Source organism: Devosia sp. Leaf64, assembly GCF_001421945.1.
Classification (GTDB): domain Bacteria; phylum Pseudomonadota; class Alphaproteobacteria; order Rhizobiales; family Devosiaceae; genus Devosia.
This window is the reverse complement of record NZ_LMLO01000010.1, coordinates 1-1,365: the sequence shown is the minus strand read 5'-3', so window position 1 is coordinate 1,365 and position 1,365 is coordinate 1. Positions and strand designations below refer to the sequence as shown.

At 52.9% G+C, this 1,365-nt stretch carries 3 protein-coding genes; 1 reads left to right on the top strand and 2 read right to left on the bottom strand.

From position 1 onward, the window contains the following. Positions 1 to 277: 277 nt before the first annotated feature. Positions 278 to 454, top strand: a complete 177-nt coding sequence (locus tag ASE94_RS20580; protein WP_082460962.1) for a DUF3606 domain-containing protein — start codon at positions 278 to 280, stop codon at positions 452 to 454. A 129-nt stretch (positions 455 to 583) separates the two neighbouring features. On the opposite strand, the gene ASE94_RS05615 is transcribed toward ASE94_RS20580, so the two are convergent. Next, positions 584 to 835 carry a DUF2188 domain-containing protein gene (locus ASE94_RS05615; protein ID WP_062629567.1) on the bottom strand — a complete coding sequence of 84 codons (252 nt, stop codon included), beginning with the start codon at positions 833 to 835 and terminating at the stop codon, positions 584 to 586. A 260-nt stretch (positions 836 to 1,095) separates the two neighbouring features. Further along, positions 1,096 to 1,365, bottom strand: a 270-nt coding sequence (locus ASE94_RS21330; RefSeq protein ID WP_210166231.1) for a hypothetical protein, incomplete at its 5' end; no start/stop codon positions are given.

Here is a 1,365-nt window from a genome sequence, read left to right as displayed (position 1 = left end):
TTAATCAGTGCGCAATCTCATGGCTCACAAATGGGAGAAAGGTGGGGGTAGGACACCGCTTACGGCACATTGGACGATGGGATGCGGAAGAGTTGAGCTTAGCCATGAGTTTTACGACATTGCTGCTTTTCGCGAGGCGCTAGCTATATGGCCGACCTGGAGAGTTCAGCTACATTGTCAGTCCGAAATAGGAGCTTTGCATCTCTCGCCCTTCACATTGAACTTACGATTCCAGTCCGCATTGAACTTCGGTTCAACAATTCTATCGACGTAAAATATGTCGAACACATCCCAGGATCGCGCTCGCGTTGCAGGCCGCCAAGATCACGAAGTTCGTTACGAGGCCGAGAAGAAGAACGTAAGCAAAGAGGCGGTCAAAAAAGCAGTCGAAGACGCTGGAAATAGCCGGAGCAAGGTCGAGGAAAAGTTGGATCGCAAACACCGATCTCTTTAGTTCGCTCGCCTTTAACAACCACATTGAGTCGGCTAATTATTGAGGCAGATCTTCTTCAAGCTGCTTGAGGACACACGCCCGGCGGACAGCGCCGGGCTCAACTGCCAGCGCATCCGCGGGGCTCAAGAATTATTCTTCGAGCGAATCTTCGACATCGGTTTGCGGCCGGTCGCCACCACTGGCGAGTTCTTCATGCCACTGGCCTTGGTTGTCTTGATATTGAATGGCTTCGCTTTCACCTGCTAGCTGCTGGCGTTGCGCTGCTGAAACAGCAGCCTCATGGGCTGCCTGATGGGTGGGGAAAGTTTCCGAATAGACGTCGCCCACTTTGTAGGCAAAGCCACCATCGTGCTCAACTACATCGTACGTCACATGCGCCATGCTCTAACTCCTTTGTGTCGACCTAAAAACTTTCATCGTCCCCCGGAGGTTGCTGGGACGCGGAGCGAAAGTTTTTGTACTGGACTGCTCGATCTCTGCACTAGATCTGCCTGACCATGATGCACTTCCACGTCGTTGCGCGACGGAAAGCTCAGCGCGAGTTTCCTTAGGCGCTTAATCGCATAACGCAGAACGTTCTACTGGCATGCATTCGGAGGAAGATCTCAACCAGTCACAGCGAGAGGCGACCGGTGAGGCAGTCAAATTCTCCCAGAGCCTTCGACATGTGTGGTGTGCGTCGTCCCACTGGTCTCAAGCAGAGTGCACCCTGACTTGCTTAGTTCCGTGCCACCCTCGCGTTGCACCAGCAGCGCCAGCGAGAGCAGTTTGGCGAGATGGGCTGTATCCACATCCGAAGGAGGCTTTTCAGATTTGAACATTGCCAAGGTTCTAAGCTCTTCGGGTGTCTTTGAGCTGCTGCCGGTTTTGAGGACACCAAGATAAGGTGTTTTTGGAACTGGAGAGTTTTG

Bases quoted from the DNA above. Each gene is read 5' to 3' on its own strand.
- ASE94_RS05615 (WP_062629567.1), bottom strand. From the start codon at position 835: ATGGCGCATGTGACGTACGATGTAGTTGAGCACGATGGTGGCTTTGCC.
- ASE94_RS20580 (WP_082460962.1), top strand. From the start codon at position 278: ATGTCGAACACATCCCAGGATCGCGCTCGCGTTGCAGGCCGCCAAGAT.